Annotated in this window: 21 protein-coding genes and 1 tRNA gene; 6 read left to right on the top strand and 16 right to left on the bottom strand. The window is 70.7% G+C overall.

Annotated elements, in window-relative coordinates; all coding sequences use genetic code 11:
* The first annotated feature begins 15 nt into the window (after window positions 1-15).
* Window positions 16-1,065, top strand: coding sequence for a LacI family DNA-binding transcriptional regulator (locus ACZ3H8_RS23995; protein ID WP_467405016.1), 1,050 nt, complete (start codon window positions 16-18; stop codon window positions 1,063-1,065).
* An 85-nt stretch (window positions 1,066-1,150) separates the two neighbouring features.
* Here the strand turns inward: ACZ3H8_RS23995 and ACZ3H8_RS23990 are convergent.
* From ACZ3H8_RS23990 to ACZ3H8_RS23975, 4 genes are all read right to left on the bottom strand, one after another.
* A tRNA-His gene (locus ACZ3H8_RS23990) sits at window positions 1,151-1,223 on the bottom strand.
* 92 nt (window positions 1,224-1,315) lie between these two features.
* Window positions 1,316-1,918 (bottom strand): oligoribonuclease, encoded by a 603-nt coding sequence (gene orn / locus ACZ3H8_RS23985; protein WP_389185216.1) that lies wholly within the window; start codon window positions 1,916-1,918, stop codon window positions 1,316-1,318.
* Between the two features lie 45 nt (window positions 1,919-1,963).
* Entirely contained in the window at window positions 1,964-3,181 is a 1,218-nt protein-coding gene (locus ACZ3H8_RS23980; protein ID WP_467405012.1) for a GlxA family transcriptional regulator, read from the bottom strand.
* A 386-nt stretch (window positions 3,182-3,567) separates the two neighbouring features.
* Entirely contained in the window at window positions 3,568-3,936 is a 369-nt protein-coding gene (locus ACZ3H8_RS23975; protein WP_467405010.1) for a hypothetical protein, read from the bottom strand.
* Window positions 3,937-4,381: 445 nt separating this feature from the next.
* Between ACZ3H8_RS23975 and ACZ3H8_RS23970 the strand changes: the two genes are divergently transcribed.
* Both ACZ3H8_RS23970 and ACZ3H8_RS23965 read left to right on the top strand, forming a co-directional pair.
* Complete coding sequence (locus ACZ3H8_RS23970) at window positions 4,382-4,903, top strand: universal stress protein (RefSeq protein WP_215088845.1); 522 nt, start codon at window positions 4,382-4,384, stop codon at window positions 4,901-4,903.
* A 262-nt stretch (window positions 4,904-5,165) separates the two neighbouring features.
* Window positions 5,166-5,741: an acetate uptake transporter gene (locus ACZ3H8_RS23965; protein WP_398989945.1), complete on the top strand. Its 576-nt coding sequence runs from the start codon at window positions 5,166-5,168 to the stop codon at window positions 5,739-5,741.
* A 148-nt stretch (window positions 5,742-5,889) separates the two neighbouring features.
* Here ACZ3H8_RS23965 and glmS read toward each other — a convergent pair whose 3' ends face one another.
* The 3 genes from glmS to ACZ3H8_RS23950 all read right to left on the bottom strand — a co-directional run bounded on the left by glmS (window position 5,890) and on the right by ACZ3H8_RS23950 (window position 9,018).
* Entirely contained in the window at window positions 5,890-7,707 is a 1,818-nt protein-coding gene (gene glmS, locus ACZ3H8_RS23960) for a glutamine--fructose-6-phosphate transaminase (isomerizing) (protein ID WP_307663339.1), read from the bottom strand.
* Between the two features lie 84 nt (window positions 7,708-7,791).
* Window positions 7,792-8,070, bottom strand: a complete 279-nt coding sequence (locus ACZ3H8_RS23955) for a hypothetical protein (protein ID WP_356220337.1) — start codon at window positions 8,068-8,070, stop codon at window positions 7,792-7,794.
* A gap of 66 nt (window positions 8,071-8,136) precedes the next feature.
* Window positions 8,137-9,018, bottom strand: coding sequence for a DUF4429 domain-containing protein (locus tag ACZ3H8_RS23950; RefSeq protein ID WP_467405006.1), 882 nt, complete (start codon window positions 9,016-9,018; stop codon window positions 8,137-8,139).
* 153 nt (window positions 9,019-9,171) lie between these two features.
* Between ACZ3H8_RS23950 and ACZ3H8_RS23945 the strand changes: the two genes are divergently transcribed.
* Window positions 9,172-10,803 (top strand): beta-N-acetylhexosaminidase, encoded by a 1,632-nt coding sequence (locus tag ACZ3H8_RS23945; RefSeq protein WP_467405003.1) that lies wholly within the window; start codon window positions 9,172-9,174, stop codon window positions 10,801-10,803.
* 484 nt (window positions 10,804-11,287) lie between these two features.
* Here the strand turns inward: ACZ3H8_RS23945 and ACZ3H8_RS23940 are convergent, their stop codons facing one another.
* The 6 genes from ACZ3H8_RS23940 to ACZ3H8_RS23915 all read right to left on the bottom strand — a co-directional run bounded on the left by ACZ3H8_RS23940 (window position 11,288) and on the right by ACZ3H8_RS23915 (window position 19,013).
* Window positions 11,288-12,184, bottom strand: a complete 897-nt coding sequence (locus ACZ3H8_RS23940) for a siderophore-interacting protein (RefSeq protein ID WP_467405001.1) — start codon at window positions 12,182-12,184, stop codon at window positions 11,288-11,290.
* Between the two features lie 2 nt (window positions 12,185-12,186).
* The gene (locus ACZ3H8_RS23935) at window positions 12,187-13,212 is read right to left on the bottom strand and encodes an ABC transporter substrate-binding protein (RefSeq protein WP_467404999.1); all 1,026 of its coding nucleotides are present in this window, start codon (window positions 13,210-13,212) and stop codon (window positions 12,187-12,189) included.
* A gap of 122 nt (window positions 13,213-13,334) precedes the next feature.
* Window positions 13,335-14,495 carry an acyl-CoA dehydrogenase family protein gene (locus ACZ3H8_RS23930; RefSeq protein ID WP_467404996.1) on the bottom strand — a complete coding sequence of 387 codons (1,161 nt, stop codon included), beginning with the start codon at window positions 14,493-14,495 and terminating at the stop codon, window positions 13,335-13,337.
* A 2-nt stretch (window positions 14,496-14,497) separates the two neighbouring features.
* Window positions 14,498-15,439: a hydroxymethylglutaryl-CoA lyase gene (locus ACZ3H8_RS23925; protein WP_467404995.1), complete on the bottom strand. Its 942-nt coding sequence runs from the start codon at window positions 15,437-15,439 to the stop codon at window positions 14,498-14,500.
* Window positions 15,436-17,382, bottom strand: coding sequence for an acetyl/propionyl/methylcrotonyl-CoA carboxylase subunit alpha (locus tag ACZ3H8_RS23920; protein WP_467404992.1), 1,947 nt, complete (start codon window positions 17,380-17,382; stop codon window positions 15,436-15,438). Before ACZ3H8_RS23920 ends, ACZ3H8_RS23925 begins: the two co-directional genes overlap by 4 nt.
* A gap of 14 nt (window positions 17,383-17,396) precedes the next feature.
* The gene (locus ACZ3H8_RS23915) at window positions 17,397-19,013 is read right to left on the bottom strand and encodes a carboxyl transferase domain-containing protein (protein WP_467404991.1); all 1,617 of its coding nucleotides are present in this window, start codon (window positions 19,011-19,013) and stop codon (window positions 17,397-17,399) included.
* A gap of 108 nt (window positions 19,014-19,121) precedes the next feature.
* Between ACZ3H8_RS23915 and ACZ3H8_RS23910 the strand changes: the two genes are divergently transcribed.
* Window positions 19,122-19,715: an SACE_7040 family transcriptional regulator gene (locus ACZ3H8_RS23910; protein ID WP_467404989.1), complete on the top strand. Its 594-nt coding sequence runs from the start codon at window positions 19,122-19,124 to the stop codon at window positions 19,713-19,715.
* A gap of 90 nt (window positions 19,716-19,805) precedes the next feature.
* Window positions 19,806-20,594, top strand: coding sequence for a phosphatase (locus ACZ3H8_RS23905; RefSeq protein WP_467404987.1), 789 nt, complete (start codon window positions 19,806-19,808; stop codon window positions 20,592-20,594).
* A 51-nt stretch (window positions 20,595-20,645) separates the two neighbouring features.
* Here ACZ3H8_RS23905 and tesB read toward each other — a convergent pair whose 3' ends face one another.
* The 3 genes from tesB to ACZ3H8_RS23890 form a co-directional block, all read right to left on the bottom strand.
* Window positions 20,646-21,521, bottom strand: coding sequence for an acyl-CoA thioesterase II (tesB, locus tag ACZ3H8_RS23900; protein ID WP_467404985.1), 876 nt, complete (start codon window positions 21,519-21,521; stop codon window positions 20,646-20,648).
* 9 nt (window positions 21,522-21,530) lie between these two features.
* Window positions 21,531-22,688 carry an acyl-CoA dehydrogenase family protein gene (locus ACZ3H8_RS23895; RefSeq protein ID WP_467404984.1) on the bottom strand — a complete coding sequence of 386 codons (1,158 nt, stop codon included), beginning with the start codon at window positions 22,686-22,688 and terminating at the stop codon, window positions 21,531-21,533.
* Between the two features lie 162 nt (window positions 22,689-22,850).
* A complete protein-coding gene (locus ACZ3H8_RS23890) occupies window positions 22,851-24,320 on the bottom strand; it encodes a PucR family transcriptional regulator (RefSeq protein ID WP_467404981.1) in 1,470 nt (489 codons plus the stop codon).
* Between the last annotated feature and the right edge of the window lie 89 nt (window positions 24,321-24,409).

Below are 24,409 nucleotides of genomic sequence, written 5' to 3'. Positions count from 1 at the left end.
CCTGGGGAGGCGGACATGGTGTCTCGGACAATCCGTACGCGCAACGGAGGGCGGGGCACGGGCAGACCCACCCTCGAAGAGGTCGCCGCACGCGCCGGTGTCGGACGTGGCACGGTCTCCCGCGTGATCAACGGCTCTCCGCGGGTCAGCGACCGCACCCGCGCCGTCGTCGAGGCCGCCGTCGCCGAACTCGGATACGTACCCAACCGCGCGGCCCGCGCGCTCGCCGCCAACCGCACCGACGCGATCGCCCTCGTCGTCCCGGAGCCCGAGGACCGGTTCTTCGCCGAGCCGTACTTCTCCGACATGGTGCGCGGTGTCGGCGCGGCCCTCGCCGACACCGAGATGCAGCTGCTGCTGACCCTGGCCGGCAGCGACCGCGAGCGCCGCAGGCTCGCGCAGTATCTGGCGGCCCACCGCGTCGACGGCGTCCTGCTGGTCTCCGTGCACGCCGACGACCCGATCCCCGACATGCTGGAGGACCTCTCGATTCCGGCCGTGATCAGCGGCCGCCGGTCGGCCGCCGAGACGCTGGCCGCGGTCGACTCCGACAACTTCGAGGGCGCCCGCAGCGCGGTCGCGCATCTCATGGCCCGCGGCCGCCGTGCGATAGCGACGATCACCGGACGCCTGGATGTGTACGGCGCCCAGTGCCGCCTGGACGGCTACCGCGCGGCTCTCGCGGCGGCGGGCCTGGCTCCCGACGCCCGGCTGACGGCCCCCGCCGACTTCACGGAGGAGGGCGGCCGCCGCGCGATGCGGGAGCTGCTTGAGCGCCGCCCGGAGCTGGACGCGGTCTTCGCCGCCTCCGACGTGATGGCGGCGGGCGCCCGCCAGGTCCTGCGCGAGGCGGGCCGCCGGATCCCGGACGACGTGGCGCTGGTCGGCTTCGACGACTCGGCGGTGGCCCGCCACATGGACCCGGCGCTGACCAGCGTGCGCCAGCCGATCGAGGAGATGGGCCGCACGATGGCCGAGGTGCTGCTTCAGGAAATAGAGGGGCGCACGGGCGAGCGGCCGCAGATCGTGCTCCCGACGGAGCTCGTCGTACGCGAGTCGTCGTAGCAGGTCCACAGGTCCACAGATCCATGGGCCCCGCGGAAAAGAATCAAGGGCCCCGGTCCGAAGACCGGGGCCCTTGATCATTCAGGGTGAGTAACGGGACTCGAACCCGCGACATCCTGGACCACAACCAGGTGCTCTACCATCTGAGCTATACCCACCACGACCGGTCTCTTTCCGGACCGGCCGAGAAAAAGTGTACAGGGTCGGGGAGGGTGCTCGCGCCCGGGTTTACGCCCCCTTCGCGCGGCGGCTACTGCGCAGGCAGGACGTGCTTCGCCGCGATCGCCTTCGCGGTCTCCGAGTCGGGTCCGGGCTGCGGCACGAAGACCGCCTCGCGGTAGTAGCGCAGCTCCGCGATGGATTCACGGATGTCCGCCAGCGCCCGGTGGTTGCCGTTCTTCTCCGGACTGTTGAAGTACGCCCTCGGGTACCAGCGGCGGGCCAGTTCCTTGACCGAGGAGACATCGACGATCCGGTAGTGGAGGTAGTCCTCCAGCGTCGGCATGTCGCGCAGCAGGAAGCCGCGGTCGGTGCCGACCGAGTTTCCGCACAGCGGGGCCCTGCCGGGCTCCTTCACGTGCTGGCGTACGTACGCCAGGACCTGCTCCTCGGCGGCGGCGAGCGTGGTGCCGCCCGCCAGCTCGTCGAGGAGGCCCGAGGCGGTGTGCATCTGCCGCACCACCTCGGGCATCGTCTCCAGCGCCGCGTCCGGCGGGCGGATCACGATGTCCACCCCTTCGCCGAGCACGTTCAGTTCCGAGTCGGTGACCAGTGCGGCCACCTCGATGAGTGCGTCGTCCGTCAACGAGAGCCCGGTCATCTCGCAGTCGATCCACACCATGCGATCGTTCATGCGTCCTACCTTAGGCCGACCGGCGATCGGGGGACGCCGGTCGGCCTAAGGCGCACTGCGCTGGCCGGGCAGGCTCGGACGGCTGTGACCTGTCGCGTACGCCTCGGAAGGAGGTTTTCCCAGCTCCGGCGGAGCGGCCGAGGTGGCCGCGGGTCCCGAGGCTCCCGCCGCCGCGGCGGCCCGTCTGGCCTGGGCGGTGGCCTGTGCCGGGACGACCGCCTCCACCACCGCGGGCGGGGCGGAGTCGTTCTGCGGGCGGCGGACCCGGTAGGCGGCCCGGTACGCGGCCGGGGACGAGCCGAGCTGACGCCGGAAGTGGCCACGCAGCGCCACCGGCGAGCGGAAGCCGCAACGGCCCGCGACCTCGTCGACCGAGTAGTCGGAGGTCTCGAGCAGCCGCTGGGCCTGCAGCACCCGCTGGGTGATCAGCCACTGCAGCGGCGCGCTGCCGGTCAGCGAACGGAATCGCCGGTCGAAGGTGCGCCGGCTCATGTACGCCCGGGCCGCCAGGGTCTCCACATCGAACTGTTCGTGGAGATGCTCCAGCGCCCACGAGACGACCTCGGCCAGCGGGTCCGACCCGATTTCCTCTGGTAAAGACCTGTCCAGATAGCGCTCCTGCCCGCCACTGCGGCGCGGTGGCACGACCAGCCTGCGGGCCAGTGCCCCGGCGGCCTCGGTGCCGTGGTCGGTGCGCACGATGTGCAGGCAGAGATCGATTCCGGCCGCTGTCCCCGCGGAGGTGAGCACATCGCCGTCGTCGACGAACAGCTCGCGCGGATCGACATGGACGGACGGATACCGCTTGGCCAGCGTCGGTGCGTACATCCAGTGGGTGGTGGCCGGGCGGCCGTCCAGCAGACCGGCCGCTGCGAGCACGAACGCGCCGGTGCACAGTCCGACGATCCGGGCCCCCTCCTCATGCGCCCGGCGCAGCGCGTCGAGCGCCTCGGGCGGTGGCGGTGAGGTGATCGACCGCCAGGCCGGTACGACGACGGTGCCCGCTCTGCCGATGGCCTCCAGGCCGTACGGCGCGGTCAGTTCGAGCCCGCCGGTGGTCCGCAGCGGGCCTTCCTCGCCACCGCAGACGAGCAGGCGATAGCGGGGAACTCCGGCGTCCTGACGGTCAATTCCGAACACCGAGAGCGGGATGGAACTTTCAAAGATGGGGCCGCCGCTGAACAGCAGCACCGCGACGACCTCCCGGCGCCGGCGCCCGGAGAGCTTCCGTGCTGCCTCCGGTGCGGCGGAGTCCTGACTCATGACGCTAAGCCCCCCTCAGTGTTCGCGTCTCCCCGTTCGTTTCGGGCCTTTCGCTCCTGCACGTTTCCCCTCGGTTTCGCACGAGTCCCGAGCCTTCGATACTCAAGATCGAATCTACTGTGTCCCGTGGCGCCGACGTGACAAGTTCGGCATGCCCCGCTATGTCGACAAGGCAACTTGGCGCGAAGCATTCGATCACGAAGCGTTCCACTCGGCGGCTCCGCAGGGAAGTGCGCCTCGCACGCATGGCCCGTCCGCGTAGGGTGCGAGCGCCATGAATGGTCCTTTCTTCCCTGGTGGCAAGGGGGTTGGCAGGCCATTTCACCAAGGGAAGGCCAGTGGCGCGAAGTTGGCTGAAAACATACGGGTGCGGGTGTGCGAATGCGTCAGTCGCCGGGCGCACTTCCCGCGCCGCGCCGAGAGCCCCGGTGCGCCCCGGAAGCGGTCCGCGTGCGCCGGCCGCGGGGCTGCGGCGACTCGGCGGCCGGGGCACGGGGCGCACTGCGTTCGGACTGGCGCAACAGCACCCGGCAGGCGGCCGTCACGGCGGCGAGGCCCAGGGCAGCGGCGGCCGCCCCGCCAACGGACGTCCCGTACACGACCAGCACGACAGGGACGACCACACAGCTGAAGGCCGCCCAGCGCACCACGTCGCTCGCCGAATCGGACGAGGGGCGCGGGGCGGCCTCAACGCGCTGTCCGTGCTGCGGGGCCGGGGAGGGGTCGGGGGCCGGGGCGGACGGGCGTGCGGGCACAAAGGCTCCCTGGAGGCGGCGGGGTGACCGAGGTGCAACGAGGAGCGGAGCCTTCCGGTCACTGGCGCGGACATCAACGGCCGGATCAACGGCCGGATCAACGGCCGGATCAACGGCCGGATCAACGGCCGGATCAGCAACCGGATCAACGGCCGGATCGGTGGACGGCCGACGGATGGCCGACGGCCGGTCGACGGCCGGCCCAGTGGACGGCCGGCGCAGACTGCTGTAGACGCCAAGCGGCATTGCCATCCGGGGCAGGCTCGGGCATGCTCCCTGGAACGCCGCGTACGGGCAGCAGCTCTGGGCAGGAGAGGAGTGTCGCCGTACCCTTGGGGTATGGGCCAGGGAAGATGATTCCCGGACACAGCTCCGCCGCGATGCCAACCGACGCACCCTCCCTGAGACGATCCCTCACAAGAGGACCTTCTTCGCCGAGACACCGATGGCCGGTCACGAAATTCCCGAACCCGCGGACCGCAAGCAGGTAGCCGACCCCCTGTCGGACCTGCAAGCGGCGGAAGAAACATGTCATTCCTGCGATCCAGCCTTCCGGCACGGAGTCGTGGTCGGCTTCGACGGCTCGACCTCCAGTGAGCGGGCGCTCGCGTACGCCATCGGCATGGCCAGAAGGTCGGGTTCCGGCCTGATCATCGTCCACGTCGCCAACCGGCTGCCGACCACCGTCTGGGCGGGCTGCGAGCCCCCGGTCTTCGTGGACGTCCCCGATCACCGCACCGAGGTGCTCGGCCTGGAGCTGGCCTGCGCGGACTACCTCACCGAGGTGCCCTGGATCCTGGTCGAGCGCGGCGGCGACATCTGCCACGAGCTGGAGGAGGTCGGCCGGGAGTATTCGGCCGACGCGATCGTGGTCGGCTCGACGCACGGCATCGTCGGACGCATCTTCGGCTCGGTGGCCGGGCGGCTCGCCCGGCGCGCGCAGCGCCCGGTCGTAGTGATCCCGTAGCGCGATCCCGTAGCACGATCCAGTGACGCACCGTGACGTACAGTAACGCGCGGTGGTCTGCTCGTCATTGATCGTCGTAACTCGGCGTACGCCTTGTCGTGTCCATTCCGTAATCCCGGCGTCAGCCCAGGTGAGGCAGCGTCAACTCCCTTCCTCGGCATGGAAATCTACCCGTCCGTACAGGTGGATTGTGCGCTTGTGAAGGGTACATAGCGGTCGCTGGGATGCAGCACAACTGCACAGGACACGAAGGGAGCCCGCCGTGGACAACGAAGTCTCTGCGGGAAGCGCTACTCCATCGACACAGACTCTCGGCCACCTCGCACTCGGACTGACCCTGCTGGCGTTCGGCGTGGGCAACACAGGCGTGATCGACAATGTGGCGGCGGCAGACGCGGCCGGTCTTGCGACCTGGGTCGGCGGCGTCGCACTGTTCATCGTCGGGCTGCTCGAATTCCGCGCGGGCAACGCCGGTACGGGCACGGCGTTCTCGGGCCTCGGCGCCTTCTGGTTCACCTGGGGGACCGGGGTCGGCGCCGAAGTCACCGGTGAGGCGGCAGGCCTCTTCATGTTGCTCTGGGCGCTGCTCGCGCTGACCCTGACGGCCGCGTCCGCGGGCAGCGGACTGTTCGGACAGGGCGTGTACGGGCTGCTGTTCGTCTCGCTGCTGCTGCTCGGCATAGCGTCGTTCGCCGAGAACGACGGTCTCGCCAAGGCGGGCGGCTGGATCGGCGCGGTCGCGGGTCTCGCCGCCTGGTACGGCGCGACGGCCGCACTCGCCAAGTGGCCGACCTTCTCCGGACGTGCTGCCGGCCGTGGAGTGACGGCCACCGGCTGAGGCAGCCACAAGCCGGCGTGCTGGGCTGCGCCGGCTGACGAAAGGGCGGTCCCCCCGCGCGTAAAGGTGGCAACGCACGGGGGGACCGCCCTTGTCTGTATCGGCTGTACGGCCCTGTAGGGGCTGTACGGGGCCGTACAGGGCCGAACTACTCGACCGTGACGGACTTCGCCAGGTTGCGCGGCTTGTCGATGTCCCGGCCCATGGCCAGCGCCGTGTGGTACGCGAAGAGCTGGAGCGGGATGCCCATCAGAATCGGGTCCAGCTCGTTCTCGTTCTTCGGCACGACGATCGTGTGGTCGGCCTTCTCCTGCTCGCGGTGCGCCACCGCGAGGATCTTGCCGCTGCGGGCCTTGATCTCCTCCAGGGCCGCGCGGTTCTTCTCCAGCAGCTCGTCGTCCGGGACGATCGCTACCGTCGGCAGCGCCGGCTCGATCAGGGCCAGCGGGCCGTGCTTGAGCTCGGACGCCGGGTAGGCCTCGGCGTGGATGTAGGAGATCTCCTTGAGCTTCAGCGAGGCCTCGAGCGCCACCGGGTAGCCGCGCACCCGGCCGATGAACATCATCGACTTGGCGCCCGCGTACTCCTCGGCCAGCTTCTTGATCTCGGCCTCGTTCTCGAGGATCTCGGTGATCTGCCCGGGCAGCTTGCGCAGGCCCTCGATGATCCGCTTGCCGTCGGAGACCGACAGGTCGCGGATCCGGCCCAGGTGCAGCGCGAGCAGCGCGAAGGCGACCACCGTGTTGGTGAAGCACTTGGTGGAGACGACGCAGACCTCGGGGCCTGCGTGCACGTACACGCCGCCGTCGGCCTCGCGGGCGATCGCGGAACCCACCACGTTGACCACGCCGAGGACGCGGGCGCCCTTGCGCTTGAGCTCCTGGACGGCGGCGAGTACGTCGTACGTCTCACCCGACTGGGAGACCGCGATGTAGAGGGTGTCGGGGTCCACGACCGGGTTGCGGTAGCGGAACTCGGAGGCCGGCTCGGCGTCCGCGGGGATGCGGGCCAGGCCCTCGATCAGCGAGGCGCCGATCATGCCCGCGTGGTACGAGGTGCCGCAGCCGAGGATCTTCACACGGCGGATGCCGCGGGCCTCGCGGGCGTCCAGGTTCAGACCGCCCAGGTGCACCGTGGAGAACTTCTCGTCGATGCGGCCGCGCAGGACGCGGTCCACCGCGTCGGGCTGCTCCGAGACCTCCTTGTGCATGTACGTGTCGTGGCCGCCCATATCGTAGGAGGCGGCCTCCCACTCGACGGTCTCGGGGGTGGCGGTGGTGCGCGTGCCCGAGGTCGTGTAGGTGCGGAAGTCGTCGGCCTTCAGCGTGGCCATCTCGCCGTCGTCGAGGGTGACGACCTGGCGGGTGTGGGAGATCAGTGCGGCGACGTCGGAGGCGACAAACATCTCCTTCTCGCCGATGCCGAGGACGACCGGGGAGCCGTTGCGGGCCACGACGATGCGGTCGCTGAAGTCGGCGTGCATGACGGCGATGCCGTAGGTGCCCTCGACGACCTTGAGCGCCTCGCGGACCTTCTCCTCGAGCTTCTCGGCCTGGGAGCGGGCGATCAGGTGGGTGAGCACCTCGGTGTCGGTCTCGGAGGCGAAGACGACGCCGTCCGCTTCCAGCTTCGCGCGCAGCTCGGCGGCGTTGTCGACGATGCCGTTGTGGACGACCGCGACCTTGTTCTCGGGGTCGAGGTGCGGGTGCGAGTTGATGTCGCTCGGGGCGCCGTGGGTGGCCCAGCGGGTGTGGGCGATGCCGGTGGTGCCGGCGAAGCGCTTGGGGATCCGGGCCTCCAGGTCACGGACCCGGCCCTTGGCCTTGACCATCTTCAGTCCGGCGGCCTTGGGGCTCGTGATCACGATGCCCGCGGAGTCGTAACCCCGGTACTCCAGCCGCTGCAGGCCTTCGAGCAGCAGCGGTGCCACATCACGCTTGCCGATGTATCCGACAATTCCACACATAGAGTTCTTACCCCTCCATAGATCAGGTGTGTGCTCGTCCCCCTGGGCTGTCTGGCCGCCCGGCCGATCGGGCCGGTCGGCCGGTCAGCCGTATACGATGCGGCGCAGCTGGCGGAGCGAGAGCTCCGGCGGCGCCACCGCGCGGTGCGGCAGTTCGGCCGCGATCCGCTCGAAGATCTCCGTGTTCGCCAGGCCACCGGACTGCAGCTCGCGGTGGCGGCGGCGGACGAATTCGTCGGTCTTCTCGTCGAAGTACGCCAGCACGTCGAGCACCACCCGGCCCGCCTCACCGCGCTGGAGCGCGGTGCTGCGCACCAGATGGTCGATGAGGTCGTCGTGTGACGAGGGGCGGCGGTCGAGCACCCGTAGATATTGCGGGGTCACCTGCCGCATTTGCAAGAATCCTGCCCGATTGCGGGCAGGAAGAGCTCACATTCGCTTCAATACGGCCTGTTTCGCGGTGGTGAACTCCTCGGGCGTCAGTATTCCGGCCTGATGCAGCTCGCCCAGCTCGCGCAGTCGGCGCAGCAGCGCGTCATGATCGCTGCCGCCGGGCGCGGGGACGGCGTCGGCAGGCTCGGCCTGGGCGGGACGGGCGACGGGGGAGGGGGCGTACGGATGGGGCATACGGGCCACCACGGCGGCCCCGACCAGCGCCATCAGCGGGTCCTTGCGGAAGCCCCACAGCTCCACGGCGTGCGGGTCGTACTTGGGCGGGGCTTTCGTCGGGGCCTTGGACACGGCGAAGCGGAGGTAGCCGTTCTCCAGCCCGGCCGACGGCAGCCACTCCACCGACTCCACGTCCTGAACCGTAAGGGTGCGCGCGCCGCCGGATGACTTGGACTCCTCGGTCTTCCAGTTCCACTCCAGCCGGATCCGCTCCCCGTCGAAGGTGGCGGTGCCGTCGCCCGCGCCCACGGTGATCGGCAGGGCGGGGCCGGGCAGCAGATAGCTGTCGACCGGGCCTGTCTCCACCTGTTCCAGCAGCAGCGCGTTGCGCACCTCGTCGACGAAGTACTCGGCGACGCCGGTGCGGTCGTTGTCCACAGTCAGCCGGTAGGGGTCGGAGCTGTCCTCCAGCTTGCCGCCGGTGATCTGCAGGAGCGGGTCGGCGCCGTTGCGCAGGCGCAGCCGCAGCCGTCCGGACTTCTTGCCCGGCTCGAAGGAGATTCCGGCGAGCGCCCCCAGCGGTACGGCGATCTCGCCGAGGGTCTTGCGCAGCAGGCTCACGCTCTTGTCGCTGCCGGGCACGATGCGCACCGTGTCCCCGTCGAAGGTCCAGGTGCCGTCCTTCTGGATGATTTCCGCCATGCCGGGATTCTCGCACCGGGGATGGCGTACGTGGGCTCGCCCAGGGGGAGTTGGTGAGGGGCCGGCCCAGGGGCGTGGTCTACACCTTGACCGGAGTTGGGGCGCGCGGTACGCATGATGACTGCCGTTCGGTTGCTCAGCACCACAGTTGCGATGCCCGTCGAAGGGACCCAGCCTGTGAGACAGCCCAGAACGTTCCCCCGTCTTTTCGGCTCGCTGCTGCTCGTCGCGGCAGCGGGCATCGCCGGCATCGGCGCCGGCCCGGCCCCCGCTCCGGCCGCCCCCGAGGTCCGGCCGCTCGGCCAGATCGTCCCCGCACCCGCTTCCGTACGCCCGGGCGGGTCCGCGTACACCCTCACGCCATGGACCCGGATCGGGGTCGACGGCGACTCCCGCGAGGCCCGCCGGATCGGCACGTATCTCGCCCAACTGCTGCGGCCGTCGACCGGCTACGCCCTGCCCGTCACCGACGACCGCGGCCCCGGCGGTATCCGGCTGCGGCTGAGCGCCGGGGACCGCTCCCTGGGCGAAGAGGGCTACCGGCTGGAGTCCACGCGCGGCGCGCTCACCCTCACCGCCCGCAAGCCCGCCGGGCTCTTCCACGCCGTGCAAACGCTGCGCCAGCTGCTGCCCGCCTCGGTGGAGAAGGACACCCGGCAGCGCGGCCCGTGGAAGGTCGCGGGCGGCACGATCACCGACAGCCCGCGCTACGGCTACCGGGGCGCGATGCTCGACGTCTCTCGGCACTTCTTCACCGTCGACCAAGTCAAGCTCTATATCGACCAGTTGGCGCTCTACAAGATCAACAAGCTGCATCTGCATCTCTCCGACGACCAGGGCTGGCGGATCGCCATCGACTCCTGGCCGCGGCTGGCGGCGTACGGCGGCTCGACCCAGGTCGGCGGCGGCCCCGGCGGCCACTACACCAAGGCCCAGTACAAGGAGATCCTCGGCTACGCGGCCTCGCGCTATCTGGAGGTCGTCCCCGAGATCGACATGCCGGGGCACACCAACGCCGCCCTCGCCTCGTACGCCGAGCTGAACTGCTCCGGCATCGCACCTCCCCTCTACACCGGGACGGACGTCGGCTTCAGCTCGCTGTGCGTGCCGAAGGCTTTGACGTACGACTTCGTGGACGACGTCATCCGCGAGCTGGCCGCGCTCACCCCCGGCAAGTACCTTCACATCGGTGGCGACGAGGCGCACTCCACCAGCCACGCGGACTATGTGGCGTTCATGGACAAGGTGCAGCCGATCGTCGCCAAGTACGGGAAGACGGTGGTCGGTTGGCACCAGCTGACCGGCGCGACCCCGGCGAAGGGGGCGCTCGCGCAGTACTGGGGTCTGGACAGCACCAGCGCCGCGGAGAAGGCACAGGTCGCGAAGGCCGCGCAGAACGGCACCGGGTTGATTCTGTCGCCCGCGGACCGGATCTACCTCGACATGAAGTACAACAAGGACACCCCGCTGGGGCTGGCCTGGGCCGGGTATGTGGAGGTACGGCGGTCCTACGACTGGGACCCGGCGGCGTATCTGCCGGGCGCGCCGGCGTCGGCGGTGGCGGGGGTCGAGGCGCCGCTGTGGTCGGAGACGATCTCGACGAGCGACCACATCGAGTTCATGGCGTTCCCGCGGGTGGTGGGGGTGGCGGAGCTGGGCTGGTCGCCTGCGTCGACGCATGACTGGGAGGCGTACAGGGTGCGGCTGGGGGCGCAGGGGCCGAGGATGGCGGCGCTCGGGATCGACTTCTACCGCAGCCCGCAGGTGCCCTGGCCTTCGGGCTGAGGCGTCCGGGCGCACCGCCCTGGGCTCCGCCCCGGACTCCGCTCCTCAAAGGCCGGAGGGGCTGGAAAATCCAGCCTGTCCGGCGATTGAGGACAACGCCCGAAGGGCGTACCGGGGTCCGGGGCGAAGCCCCAGTTACGGGAAGGGGCGGGTAGGGGAAAAGGCCCCGCCCAAGAGACGGGCGCGCCGGTGAGGGACCGTATTCACCGGCGCGCCCGCCCGCTCAGTGGGCGAACCGCGCGCTCGGGTTCTCCAGCGCGCCGACCCGGTTCAGGCACGACAGCGCGAACTCGTCCGCGAACATGTCGTACTCCTCGTCCAGCCGCTCCTCCGTGACCAGCGTGGCCGCGAGGAGGCGGAAGAAGCAGTCGAGGACGTCCGTGAAGACGGAGAGCAGATCGCCCGCAGGACCGTGCCGTCCTCGCCGATGACCAGGATGACTCTGACCCTCGCCCCCCTCGGGGCGCGACTGTTGTGGCCCTGTTCACATGGCAGTGGCCTTTTCGGCCTCGGTGGCGTCGTCGGCCTCGTCCACCGCGCCGGTCTCGGCCTCCTCGCGGAGGCCGTCCTCGCTCACCCCGCGCTTCCAGTAGCCGACGAATGTGACACGGCGGCGGTCGAGTTCGCGCTCGCGCACCAGATGGCGGCGGAGCGCCTTCACGCTGCCCGACTCGCCCGCGATCCAGGCGTACCCGGTGCCCTCGGGCAACTCGGCAGCGCTGACCGCCGCCAGGGCGGACGGCGCGCCCTCCTCCCGTACCAGCCAGGTGATCCGGGCATCCGCCGCGGTCCGGAGGTCCTGGCGGTCCTCGGTGTGCTGCACCTCCAGCCAGACCCGGGCCTTCATCCCGGCCGGCAGCCACTCAAGGATCGCGGCGGCGGCCGGCAGGGCCGTCTCGTCGGCCCAGATCAGCACCCAGTCGGTGCCCTCGGGCGGCCGGCAGCGTACGGCGGTGTTGTCGGCGACGGCCGGGCCGAGCACCATCACGCGGTGCCCGGGTGCGGCCTGGCCCGCCCAGCGGCAGGCGGGACCGCCGTCCTCGTGCAGTGCGAAGTCGATGTCCACCTCGCCTGGCTCGCCCGGCAGTTGGCGCTGCTCGCGCACGGTGTACGAGCGCATCACGGCCCGTACGTCGTCGGGCAGCGCTCGCCAGGCGGCGAAGATCGCGCTGCCGTCACCGGCGTCGACGGGCACGACCGGTGCCTCCTGGCCCGGGTGCGGCAGGAACAGCGACAGGGACTGGTCGCGGCCCCCGGCGGTGAAGTGCTTGAGGTCCTCGCCCCCGAAGGTGACGCGGACCATGGACGGACCGAGCCGCCTGGTCCGTACAACCTCCAGGTCGAAGAAGCGGAACGGGGCGATCTCGGCCGTCGTCGTCATGGTCAGGCAACCTTCTTCGCGGTCTCGATGGCCTTGGCCAGGTCCTCGAGGACCGGCGCGCACTTGTCGTAGGAGTAGATCGGCTCGGTGACGCGCGGGATGACCTGTCCGGCCTTGACGGCGGGCAGCTTGCCCCAGGTCGGCTTCTTGGTCAGCGAGTCGGGCTGGAGGGTCCCGGTGCGGTTGTCCAGGATGATGATGTCGGCGCCGTACTTGCCGGCGTTCTCCCAGCTGAGCTCCTCTAAGAAGCCCTGCGCGTTCGGCTTCGGCTCCACGAACTTCACGCCCAGCTCCTGGAAGTACAGGGTGTCGGCGGACGTCTTCGGGACGGAGACGTAGAAGAGTTCCTGGCTGCCGGAGCCGATCAGGACCTTGATGTTCGGCTTGGCCTTGGCGGCCGCGCGCAGCCGGGCCGCGGCCTTCTCGAAGCGGGCCTTGGCGTCGGCGGCCTTCTTGCCCTTGACGTCGCCGCCGAGGGACTCGGCGAGCTCGGCGTGGCGCTCCAGGGCCTTGGCCATCGTGGTCTCGGCCGCCCACAGCAGAACGCTGGGGGCCAGCTTCATGATCTTGTCCTTGGACTGCGGCGGGACGTACCACGGGTCGTTCTTGGCCCACATATTGGTGATCAGCAGCTCGGGGGCGAGAGCCGCGTACTGCTCGATGTTGAACTCGCCGTAGACATTGCCGACAATCTTGACCTTGCTGATGTCGAGGTCGCCGGCCTGGACGTCGGGCTTGCCGTCCTTGGTCTTGGTCGGGCCGAAGACGCCCTTGACCTCGACGCCGTAGTCATGGAGAGCGGCGGCGGTGCCGGTGAAGGCGACGATGTTCTTCGGCACGGACTTCAGCTCGACCGTCCTACCGCGGTCGTCCTGGAACTTCCAGGGACCGGACTTCTCGGCGCCCTTGCCCGCGCCGCCCTTGTCGTCGCTCTTGCTGCAGGCGGCCAGTGCGACGCCGAGCCCGAGGGCGCTGCCCGCGGTGAGCAGGCCGCGACGGGTGAGATGGGAAGCTCGGGCGTTGGGCATGATGGTGTCCGCTTTCGTACGTGCCGGGTCGGCCACTGGGCAGTTCGAGGGTAGGTTAGCCTAACCTCACCTCTTGCTCAGGGGGTGCTTCCCCCGGCCGTGCGGACGGCGGGGCCCGTGTGTCAGGCGGGCAGGCCCAACTCCCGTGCGATGAGCATCCGTTGCACCTCGCTCGTGCCCTCGCCGATTTCCAGGATCTTGGAGTCGCGCCACATCCTGGCCACCGGGTACTCGTTCATAAAGCCGTAGCCGCCGTGGATCTGGGTGGCCTCGCGGGCGTTGTCCACCGCGATCGTCGAGGAGTACAGCTTGGCCAGCGCCGCCTCCTTCTTGAACGGCTCGCCCCGCACCAGCCGGGACGCCGCGTCGCGCCAGCCGACCCGGGCCATGTGGGCACGCATCTCCATGTCGGCGATCTTGAACTGGATGGCCTGGTTGGCGCCGATCGGCCGCCCGAAGGCGTGCCGCTCCCGCGCGTACTTCACGGACTCGTCCACACAGCCCTGAGCGAGGCCCGTGGCGAGCGCGGAGATGGCGATCCGGCCTTCGTCGAGGATGCGCAGGAACTGGGCGTAGCCGCGGCCCTCTTCGCCGAGCAGATTGGCGAGCGGCACCCGGACGTCGTCGAAGGACAGCTCCCGCGTGTCCGAGGCGTTCCACCCGACCTTGGAGTACGGGGCCGCGACCGTGAAGCCCGGGGTGCCGGACGGAACGATGATCGAGGAGATCCGCGGCTTCCCCCCGTCGGTGCGGCCGGTGACCGCGGTGACCGTCACCAGGCCCGTGATGTCCGTACCGGAATTGGTGATGAAGCACTTGGAGCCGTTGATGACCCACTCGTCGCCGTCCCGCACGGCCGTGGTGCGGGTGCCTCCGGCGTCCGAGCCCGCGCCCGGCTCGGTCAGGCCGAACGCGCCGAGGATCTCGCCGGAGCACAGGCGGGGGAGCCACTGCCGCTTCTGCTCCTCGGTACCGAACAGGTGCAGGGGCATCGCGCCGAGCGAGACGCCCGCCTCGAGGGTGATCGCGACGGACGAGTCGACGCGGGCCAGCTCCTCCAGGGCGATGCCGAGGGCGAGATAGTCGCCGCCCATGCCGCCGTACTCCTCGGGGAAGGGCAGTCCGAACAGGCCCATGCGGCCCATCTCGCGGACGATTTCGTACGGGAACTCATGACGCTCGTAGAAGTCGCCGATCTTGGGCGCCACGACGTCGTGCGCGAACGCCTCGACGGTACGGCGGAGTTCCTCGTGTTCGGCGGAGAGCCGGTGGTCGAGCGACATTGCTACGACTCCTTGTGGGAGAGGGCACGAACGGTGCGGGAGGGGCTCGGTCGCCCCAGTTGTCCGGCCAGCCAGACGCTGGTGGCGGTGAGCCGGCCGAGGTCGACCCCGGTTTCGATGCCGAGGCCGTTGAGCATCCACACGAGGTCCTCGGTGGCGAGATTTCCGGTCGCGCTCTTCGCGTACGGGCAGCCGCCGAGGCCGCCCGCGGAGGCGTCCACGGTGGTCACACCGTGCTGCAGCGCGGCGAGGGTGTTGGAGAGGGCCTGCCCGTACGTGTCGTGGAAGTGCACGCCGATCGCGGAGGTGGGCACGCCCTCCTCGTTGAGCTCGGCAAGCAGGCTCTGCACATGGCCGGGAGTGGCCACGCCGATGGTGTCGCCCAGGCTCAGCTCGTCGCAGCCGAGGTCCATGAGCCGCTTGGCGACCTGGACGACCTGGTGGACGGGGACAGGCCCCTCCCACGGGTCGCCGAAGCACATCGAGAGATAGCCGCGCACATGGATCCTGTCGGCGCGGGCCTTGGCGAAGACCGGCTCGAACATGGCGAGCGACTCGTCGATCGTGCGGTTGAGGTTGCGCTTCGCGAAGGTCTCGGTCGCGCTTCCGAACACGGCGATACGGCGCGCGCCGAGTGCCATGGCGCGGTCAAGTCCGCGGGCGTTCGGCACGAGGACGGGCAGGCCGACGCCTCTGATGTCGCCGAGCAGGGGGAACAGCTGCTCGGCGTCGGCCAGTTGGGGCACCCAGTCGGGGTGCACAAAGCTGGTCGCCTCGACGGTGGTCAGTCCGGCGTCGGCCAGCCGGTGGATGAACTCAGCCTTGATCTCGGTCGGTACGACCGCCTTCTCATTCTGCAAACCATCGCGCGGGCCCACTTCGTGGATGCGCACCCGGGGCGGCAGGTCCTGCGACGGAAACTCCATCGGCAGTCGGCCGGTCATCGCTCGTCCTCCTCGTACGGGGTGACCACGGCCAGCACCTGGTCCATGGCGACGGTGGAGCCCGCGGTCACATCGAGCTCGGTGACGGTGCCGGCGTGCGGGGCGGAGATGACGTGCTCCATTTTCATCGCCTCGACGACCAGCAGACTCTGGCCGGCGGCGACTTCGTCCCCGACGGCGACCTTGACGACCGTGACCGTCCCGGGCATGGGCGCGGCCAGCGTGTCGGCCCCGGCGTGCGCGGCGCCGGTGAGGGAGGCGGCGACGGGGTCGTGGGCCTGGACGTGCCAGGAGTCACCGTTCCGGCCGAGCCAGTCGCCGGCCCGCCAGAAGGTGTGGACCACGCCGTCGAGGGTGACCGAGACCCGGTCGGCCTCGACACGGTGGCTGCTGCGGTCCCGTACCTCATAGGCCACCGGGTCGAGTCCCGGCACACGGAACCAGTGGGTTACCGGGGCAGGCCGGCCGCCCATGCGCCAGCCGCTCGGCACGGAGAAGGGGTCGGTCCAGCCCGCGCTCCGCTGCGGAGTCAGCTCGGCGAGCCGGACCGCGGCCGCGGCTTCGTAGACCCCGTCCGGGATCCCGGACGGCACGAGTCCGTCCGCCTCGCGCTCCACCAGGCCCGTGTCCAGGTCGCCCGAGACGACGGACGGGTGGGTCAGCAGGCGGCGCAGGAAGCCCGCGTTCGTCGGGACGCCGAGGGTGACCGTGTCGGCGAGGGCCGCGCGCAGGCGGCGCAGGGCCGTCGCGCGGTCCGGGCCGTGGGCGATGACCTTCGACAGCATCGGGTCGTACAGGCTGCCGACCTCCGTGCCCTCGCTGAGGCCGGAGTCGGTGCGCACTCCGTCGCCCTGCGGTTCGCGCAGGGCGAGCACCGTGCCGCCCGAGGGCAGGAAGCCGCGGGCAGGGTCCTCCGCGCAGATACGGGCCTCGATCGCATGGCCGGTGAGTGTGATGTCCCGCTGGGCGAAGGGCAGTTGCTCGCCCGCCGCGACCCGCAGCTGCCACTCCACCAGGTCCAGGCCGGTGATCAGTTCCGTCACCGGGTGCTCGACCTGGAGGCGGGTGTTCATCTCCATGAAGAAGTACGAGGCGGGGTCATTGCCCGGGACGATGAACTCCACCGTGCCCGCGCCCCGGTAGCCGCACGAACGCGCCGCCTGCACGGCCGCCTCGCCCATCGCGGCGCGGGTTTCCGGGTCGAGCAGGACGCTCGGCGCCTCCTCGATGATCTTCTGGTGGCGGCGCTGGAGCGAGCACTCGCGCTCGCCGAGGTGGACCACATTGCCGTGGCCGTCCGCCAGGACCTGGATCTCGATGTGCCGGGGGCGGTCGATCCACCGCTCCACAAGGAGGGTGTCGTCGCCGAACGAGGCACGCGCCTCTCTGCGGGCCGCCGCGATCTCCTCCAGGAGCACCGACTCGACCCGGGTCAGGCGCATGCCCTTGCCGCCGCCGCCCGCCGAGGGCTTCAGCAGCACCGGCATGCCGATCTCCCGGGCAGCGGCGGCCAGTTGGTCGTCCGTCAGTCCGGAGCCGGACGAGCCAGGCACCACCGGGACGCCCGCCGCCTGCACGGTCTCCTTCGCGCGGATCTTGTCGCCCATCAGCGAGATCGCCGAGGCGGGCGGCCCGATGAAGACCAGGCCCGCGTCGGCACAGGCCTGCGCGAAGCCCGCGTTCTCCGCGAGGAAGCCGTAGCCGGGGTGGACGGCCTCGGCGCCGGTACGGGCCGCGGCCTCCAGCAGGCGCTCGACGCAGAGGTAGCTCTCGGCCGCGGGTGCGGGGCCGATACGGACCGCGGTGTCCGCCTCCCGTACATGCCTCGCGTCCGCGTCCGCGTCGCTGAAGACGGCGACCGAGCGGACGCCCAAGGCGCGCAGCGTACGAATGACCCGGACCGCGATCTCGCCCCGGTTGGCGACAAGAACTGTGCTGAACATCGTCATGGTCCGTCTCACATCCGGAAGACGCCGAAGGCGGGGTCGGTCAGCGGGGCATTGGCGCAGGCCGTGAGCGCGAGGCCCAGCACCTGCCGGGTCTCCAGGGGGTCGATCACGCCGTCGTCCCACAGCCTGGCCGTCGCGTAATAAGCATTGCCCTGTTGCTCGTACTGCGCTCGGATCGGCTCCTTGAAGGCCTCTTCCTCGGCGGCCGGCCACTGCTCGCCGCGGCCCTCCAGCTGGTCCCGCTTCACCGTGGCCAGCACCGACGCCGCCTGCTCGCCGCCCATCACGGAGATCTTGGCGTTGGGCCACATCCACAGGAAGCGCGGGGAGTACGCCCGGCCGCACATCGAGTAGTTCCCCGCGCCGTACGAGCCGCCGACGACGACCGTCAGCTTCGGCACGCGTGTGCAGGCCACCGCCGTGACCATCTTCGCGCCGTGCTTGGCGATGCCGCCCGCCTCGTAGTCCCGGCCGACCATGAAGCCCGAGATGTTCTGCAGGAAGAGCAGGGGGATACCGCGCTGGTCGCACAGCTCGATGAAGTGCGCGCCCTTCTGGGCGGACTCGGAGAACAGGATGCCGTTGTTGGCGACGATGCCGACCGGGTGGCCGTGGATCCGGGCGAAGCCGGTGATCAGTGTCGTGCCGAACTCCGACTTGAACTCCGCGAACCGGGAGCCGTCCACGATCCGGGCGATCACTTCGCGTACGTCGTAGGGGGTACGGGAGTCCACCGGCACCGCGCCGTACAGCCCGGCGGGGTCCACCTTCGGCTCCTCGGCCGGCTGGACCGACCAGGGGAGCGGGCGGCGCTCGGGGAGCGTCGCCACGATGTTCCGTACGATCCGCAGCGCGTGGGCGTCGTCCTCGGCGAGATGGTCGGTGACGCCGGAGATCCGGGAGTGGACCTCGCCGCCGCCCAGCTCCTCCGCCGTGACGACCTCGCCGGTCGCGGCCTTCACCAGGGGCGGGCCGCCGAGGAAGATCGTGCCCTGATTGCGCACGATGACGGCCTCGTCGCTCATCGCCGGGACGTATGCCCCGCCGGCCGTGCAGGAGCCGAGGACCGCCGCGATCTGCGGGATGCCGGCGCCGGACATCCGGGCCTGGTTGTAGAAGATCCGCCCGAAGTGCTCGCGGTCGGGGAAGACCTCGTCCTGCATGGGGAGGAAGGCGCCGCCGGAGTCGACGAGATACACGCAGGGCAGGCGGTTCTCCAGCGCCACCTCCTGGGCGCGCAGGTGCTTCTTGACCGTCATCGGGTAGTACGTGCCGCCCTTGACGGTGGCGTCATTGGCGACGACGACCACCTCGCGGCCGCTGACCCGGCCGATCCCGGCGATCACTCCGGCGGCCGGGGCCTCGCCGTCGTACATCCCCTCCGCGGCGAGCGGGGCGAGCTCCAGGAAGGGCGAGCCCGGGTCGAGGAGGGTGTCCACGCGGTCGCGCGGCAGCAGCTTCCCGCGGGCGGTGTGGCGGGCCCGGGCCTTTTCGCCGCCGCCGAGGCGGGCCGCGGCCAGCTTGACGCGCAGGGCGTCGGCCAGCTCCTGGTGCGCCGCCTCGTTGGCCTGCCAGGCCGGTGAGGCGGGGTCCGCCGCGCTCGCCAGCACGGGTGCCTGCTCCATCGTCGTGCGCCCCCTTGCCGTACGCCTTCGTACGAGAAAAAGTTAATGAGCGTTAACGTGTTTCCTTCAGGTTAACGACCGCTAACAGCGTTGTCTAGAATCAATGTCATGACCACCAGGACCGATGCCCCGACGCGCCGCGAACAGATCCTCAAGGCGGCCGCGCGCCTGTTCGCCGAGCGCGGCTTCCACGGCGTCGGCGTCGACGAGATAGGGGCGGCCGTCGGCATCAGCGGACCCGGCCTGTACCGCCACTTCCCCGGCAAGGACGCGATGCTCGCGGAGCTGCTGGTGGGCATCAGCGAACGCCTGCTGAGCGGCGGCCGGCTCCGCGTCGAGGAGGCGCCGGCCGACCCCGAGTTGCTGCTCGCCTCGCTCATCGACGGGCACATCGACTTCGCGCTCGACGACCGTCCGCTGATCACGCTCCACGACCGCGAGCTGGACCGGCTGCGCGACACCGACCGCAAGCTGGTGCGGCAGTTGCAGCGGCAGTACGTCGAGCTGTGGGTCACGGCGGTCCGTGAACTCCACCCGGACGTAGCGGAGTCGGAGGCCAGAGCGGCGGTCCACGCGGTGTTCGGCCTGCTCAACTCCACGCCGCACCTGGGCTCGTACGGCGGCGGCCTGCCGGGCCGCGCGGCGACGGAGACACTGCTGCGGCGCTTGGCACACGGGGCGTTCGCGTCACTGGCGGGCTGAGGACCTGGGGTTCTGCCCAGTCGCCCGCCGCTGTCGTCCAACGTTCGGGACGCAGGGCGCCGCGGGCGTTGCGGACGGCACAATGGGCTCATGCCGATACCCAGCCGTGCCGCCCTTGTCGACCACCTCGTCCGCACACGTATCGCCGGCGACGTCGCCACCCCACGCGACAACAATCTCTCCCACTACCGCAAGCTCGCCAACGGCGACCGTCACTTCTGGCTCGGCCTGGAGCTCGGCGACCGGTGGACCGATGAGCAGGATGTGCTCGCCGTGATGGCCGAGCGGTGCGGTGTCAACGACGATCCCCAGCACCGGGCCGGGCAGGACACCATCGACCCCGAGCTGACCGTCGATGCCCTGGACCGGCTGGCCGCCCGGCTGCGCAAGGCCGCCGCCGGGCAGGAGCGGGTGCTGTTCGCGACCGGGCATCCCGGCGGGCTGCTGGATGTCCACAGACAGACCGCCGACGCGCTGCGGGCCGCCGGGTGCGAGATCGTACGGATTCCGGGCGGGCTCACCGCCGACGAGGGCATGGTGTTCCAGTTCGCGGACATCGCGATGCTGGAGCGCGGCGCGACCCTGTGGCACACGCACTCCCCGGCGCCCATGGCCGCGATCCTGGACGCGCTCGAGCGGGAGGGCCGCCCGCAGCCCGATCTGGTGGTGGCGGACCACGGCTGGGCCGGGTGCGCGGGACAGCGGGGTCTGGACTCCGCCGGGTACGCGGACTGCAACGACCCCGCGCTCTTCATCGGGGAGGCGGAGGGAACCCTCCAGGTGGTGGTGCCCCTGGACGACCACGTCACCGATCCCCGCTTCTACGACCCGATGGCCGAGTACCTGCTGGACGCGGCGGGGCTGACGTCCCAGGGCTGACGCCCGACGGCTGACGGCGGAGCGGCGCACACGCCCGCCGCCTGACCGTCCTCAGGCGCGGGGTACGCGAACGACGCCCTCCTGGATGACGGTGATCGCCAGCCGCCCGTCCTGCGTGTAGATCCGCGCCTGGCCCAGACCCCGGCCGCCGGACGCCGACGGTGACTCCTGGTCGTAGAGCAGCCACTCGTCCGCCCTGAAGGGGCGGTGGAACCACATCGCGTGGTCGAGCGACGCGCCCACCACATCGCCGACCGCCCAGCCCCCGCGGCCGTGCGCGAGCAGCACCGAGTCGAGCAGCGTCATGTCGGAGACGTACGTGGCGAGGCAGACGTGCAGCAGCGGGTCGTCGGCGAGCTTGCCGTTCGCCCGGAACCAGACCTGCGAGCGCGGCTCGCGCGCCTCGCCGACCGTTCCGTACGGCGGGGCGTCGACGTACCGGAGATCGACCGCCGCCCGTGCCTCCAGGAAACGGTCGACCACGCCCGGATCGACGAAGCGGTCCGCGTAGCGCGGCAGCATCTCGGCCGCCGTCGGCAGCGTCTCCGGGTCCGGCGCGGTCGGCATCTCCGCCTGGTGCTCCAGCCCCTCCTCGTACGTCTGGAACGACGCCGAGAGATGGAAGATCGGCTGCCCGTGCTGCACGGCCACCACCCGGCGTGTGGTGAAGGAGCGGCCGTCGCGGATCCGGTCGACCGTGTAGACGATCGGCGCGCCCGGGTCGCCCATGCGCAGGAAGTACGAGTGCAGGGAGTGGGCCGTGCGGCCGTCGGGCACGGTGCGGCCCGCGGCGACGAGAGCCTGGGCCGCGACCTGCCCGCCGAAGACGCGCGGGACCACCGCGGACCGGGACCGGCCGCGGAAGATGTTCTGCTCGATCTGCTCCAGGTCGAGCAGATCGAGCAGGTCGTCGAGCGCTTGGTTCACGGACGGAACCTACAGGCCCATCGACTTGGCGATGATGGACTTCATGACCTCGCTGGTGCCGCCGTAGATGCGGTTGACGCGGTTGTCGGCGTACAGGCGGGCGATCGGGTACTCGTTCATGTAGCCGTAACCGCCGTGCAGCTGGAGGCACTTGTCGATGACGCGGTGCGCCACCTCGGTGCAGAACAGCTTCGCGGACGCGGCCTCCGCGGCGGACAGCTCGCCCGCGTCCAGGGCCTCCAGGGTACGGTCGGCCACGGCCTCGGCGGCGTCCACCTCGGCCTGGCAGGCGGCCAGTTCGAACTTGGTGTTCTGGAAGGAGGCGACCGGCTTGCCGAAGACCGTGCGGTCCTGCACGTACTGCTGGGCGAACCGGACGGCGGCCTTGGCCTGCGCGTACGCGCCGAACGCGATGCCCCAGCGCTCGGAGGGCAGGTTCTGGCCGAGGTAGTAGAAGCCCTTGTTCTCCTCGCCGAGCAGGTCCTCGACCGGTACCTTCACGTCGACGAAGGCCAGCTCGGCGGTGTCGGAGGTGCGCAGGCCGAGCTTGTCCAGCTTGCGGCCGACCGAGTAGCCCTCCGACTTGGTGTCCACCGCGAACAGCGAGATGCCGAAGCGGCGGTCGTCCTCACGCGGGGCGGAGGTGCGGGCGCACACGATCACGCGGTCGGCGTGCACACCACCGGTGATGAAGGTCTTGGCGCCGTTGAGGACGTAGTGCGTGCCGTCCTCCGAGAGCTTGGCCGTGGTCTTCATGCCCGCGACGTCGGAGCCGGTGCCCGGCTCGGTCATCGCCAGGGCCCACATCGCCTCGCCGGTGACGAACTTCTCGAGGTAGCGCTTCTTCTGCTCGTCGGTGGCGAGCAGCTTGATGTACGGCAGGGCGAGCAGCACATGGACGCCGGAGCCGCCGAAGTTGACGCCCGCGCGGGAGGTCTCCTCGTAGAGCACGGCCTCGAACTTGTGCGTGTCCAGGCCCGCGCCGCCGAATTCCTCGGGGACGTTGATGCCGAAGACGCCCAGCTCACCGAGCTTGTAGTAGAAGTCGCGGGGCGCCTGGCCGGCCGCGAACCACTCGTCGTAGACGGGGACGACCTCGGCCTCGATGAAGGCGCGGATGGTCTCGCGGAACGCCTCGTGGTCCTCGTTGAAAACGGTACGGCGCACGGGGACGCCCCCCTTCCCTTTGCGGCTGAACCGCCACCGCTCCCGGCAGAGGTGGTTCAGCGCCATCGTGGTTGCTCAATTGATGGTGCAACTAAGCGCTTGCTCAGACAAAGTTACCCGGCGGTCACCGGGGCTGTCCAGGGTGGGGGACGGTCGTACGCGTCACAGCGAGCGCAGCGCGAACCAGAGCTCCATGCGTACGTCCGCGTCGTCCAGGTCCTCGTCGAGCAGGGTCGCGCAGCGGGCGATGCGCTGGCGGACGGTGTTGCGGTGGATTTCCATCGCCGCGGCGGTGCGGTCCCAACTGCCGTGCAGCGAAAGCCAGTTGCGCAGGGTGTCGAGCAGAGCTGGAGAGTCCGCGAGCGGGGCGAGACGCAGCCGGGCGTGGGCGGCCGCCTCCTCGGGGGCCAGCAGCGCCGCGAGCGAGGTGCCGCGGTGCCTGACCAGGTCAGTGTGGGTGGCGGCGGCCCGGTGCACGGCCCTGGCGGCCTGGGTGTCGGCGGCGGCGAGCTCTTCTGGGAGGACGGGGGCGCTCACGCCGAGCACCCAGCCGGGCTGCGGGGTGACCTCGCGGTCGGCCGGCAGCAGGATCCGTACGGTCCCGTCGTCGGCCGGGTCGACGAGCGCGCTGCCGAGCGCGGCGCCGAGCGCGGACGCGGCGAAGGGGGTGCCGCTCCCGCCGCGTGCGTGGACGACGGTCCACCGCTCGGCCCCCAGCAGCGCCGCGGCCTCTGCGGCCCCCGCCCCGAGCAGCAGCCGTACGAGCGCGGCGCTGCGCCCGCTGCTGTCGGCGCCCTGGTGGGGCGCGGTGAGCAGCGAGAGGAGGACGACGGCGACTCCGGCGACGGTGTGGTCGCCGGCCTCGCGCACGGGGGTGGCGAGCCCGAGGACGAGCCCCTGGTGCCCGCCGAGGGCATAGGCGGCGAGCTGCGCGCCGGGAATGGCGTCACTGGCGGACGCGGGCACGGGCCCTGCCTGCCCCGCGTCGTCCCTCGGCGTTCCCGGCAGCGGTTTCACCACCCGCGCCAGCCGCCTCAGCGCCGCCTCCGCGTCCGGGCTCGGCGCGCGGCCCGACGACGAGAGTTCCGTTCCGTCCGGGGCCAGCAGCGACGCCTGGCCGCCCAGGCGGGACGCCAGCTGGTGCAGGACCGCGGGGACCGGGTCCGGGCGGGCCGCCGCCGCGGCGAGGCCCTGCTGGGCCTGGGTCACCCGGCGCAGTTCCCGGTGGCGCGCCTCCGCCATCAGGCGCCACACCGCACGCGCCACCGCCGTGAAAGTCGTCTTCGGCGGCACTTCGAGCAGCGGCAGCCCATGCCGGTCGCACGCCTCGATCAGCGCCTGAGGCACCGTGTCGTACACCGGCGCCACTCCGAAGCCCAGCGCCGCCGCCCCCGCCTGCACGATGCGCGAGACGTACATGTCGGGGTCCTTGAGCAGTACCCCCGCACTCAGCAGCAGCTCGCCGCCGAGCAGATACGGATAGGGGTCCGCCATCTCGGACGTGTGCACCATGTGCACCGCCGCGCCCGCCTCCACCGGCCCGGCGATCTGCCGCAGACCGAGTTCCTCGCGGGCGAGCAGCGCGGCGAGAGGGATCGGTGGGGTCGGTGGGGCTGCTGTGATCTCCGGCATGGACAGTCCATCCATAGGCGGCGTCAAGAATGGATGAAACGTACACTTCAGCGATGCTTTCCGGCCACCTACCGTCGTCGCACAAGACC

The organism is Streptomyces sp. NPDC002868 (assembly GCF_055563295.1).
This window is presented reverse-complemented; position numbering and strand designations above follow the sequence as displayed.